The organism is Arthrobacter sp. SO3 (genome assembly GCF_020532825.1).
In the GTDB taxonomy this organism is placed as follows: Bacteria; Actinomycetota; Actinomycetes; order Actinomycetales; family Micrococcaceae; genus Arthrobacter.
On record NZ_MQTS01000209.1, the window covers coordinates 1,211 to 2,648 of the forward strand.

A 1,438-nucleotide genomic window follows, 5' to 3' on the forward strand; every position below is an offset into this window, starting at 1 on the left:
GGTCCCCGGCGACCCGGTTGGGCGGACGCGGATATGAGGCGCCGGACGGCTTTCCCGGGATCTCCGGTGTGACGGACCAACCAAGTTGAATGGCAATTCTTCTGGTGACGAGGGCAAGCTCTGCCTGGGCCACTTCCTAAACCACACGCTGGCCGCGGCCCATGGCATGGGGCAACAGATAGCGTTGGAGGGTTCCGCCGCATCCCCCAATTGCGGCGGGAGAAGAAAAGAGCCCCGGCTCCGTCGACCTCCCCGGTCAGACGCGGGGGTTTTCTGTGTCCTGGCCACAGGCCGCCAAACCGGCTCCACGTACCAATCCCGCGGTCCAGACTTCGGAAACTCGACGTGGCGCAGCGTCCCGCCCCCCTTAGTGATGCTGGCCGGATATGCGCATTTATAGGTAGAACCGGCCGTTGTGGCTCCAGCGGCTGTCCTGACAGTGCACAATTTCTCGATCTTCCCGACGCAGCCGCCAGCATCGGCACCGGACGTGGGCTTGGCAGGTGCTGGCCGGATCCCGGGGACTATTGATGCCGGCGCTGCGTGGCGGGCTCCGTCGGGTGTCAGGCGGGCTGGTACTGATATGTGGTCCGACGGTCCGGTTGCGCTTGGTGTTTTCTCGCAGCCGTCCGGCAGACTGATCCGGGCGGGCGGAGACCTGACAGCGATGATGAGCGTGCACCTTGTTTGCGCGTTTGAGGTCCTCGTGTCGGTGGGCGGCTCGACGGCAGGGCTCCCGCTTAAACGGCAAAGCAGAGGCCGGACAGCCAAGTGACGGCTGCCCGGCCCTGCGGACCGGTGTTTCTTTAGGCGCCGGGTGCTGCGGCGGCCTTCTTTCCGAGGGCTTGGGCAGCTTTCTGGATCTGGGCACCGTATCCGCCGTTCAGCGCGGTGTCCTTGATCTTATTGGCCTGGGTGTCCAGGTCGGCCGGTGCGGCGTCCTTGAGGGTCTTCAGGTCAGCTTGCAGGTTGGCCGGGAGCTTGGCGAGAAGCTTCGGGTGGCTGATGACCTGGTCAGCGATCTTCTGCAGTCCGGCGCCCGGGTTGGCCGAGGTGAAGGCGGTGCGCAGTTCCTGGCGCAGGCCGGCGGTCTCGGTTGCGGTCTTGACCAGTTGTTCTGCGCGTTTCTGGACGTCAGCGCCGTACCCGCCGGACAGGGCAGTGGTCTTGATCTTGTAGGCGTCTTTTACCCGGTCAGCCGGGGCGGCGTCCTTGAGCGCCGTCACATCCGCCTGCAGGGCGGCGGGGAGTTTGGCCAACGCTTGCGGGTGGTTCACCAGAGCGTTCGCTGCTTTCGCGGCGCGGTCTCCGGCTGCCTGCGAGCTGTCCGCCTTGAGCTGGAGGAAAACTCCGAGGCCGTTCAGGCCGGGGTGGGCTCCGGTTCTGGCTTCGGCTGAGGGGGCCGCAGTCGAGGTTGCCGAGGGGGAGGGGGACGAGG

Annotated in this window: 1 pseudogene; it reads right to left on the bottom strand. The window is 66.1% G+C overall.

Annotation, left to right across the window (positions count from 1 at the left end):
- Nucleotides 1-806: 806 nt before the first annotated feature.
- Nucleotides 807-1,438, bottom strand: a pseudogene (locus BJQ90_RS18985) (hypothetical protein); the annotation flags it as partial.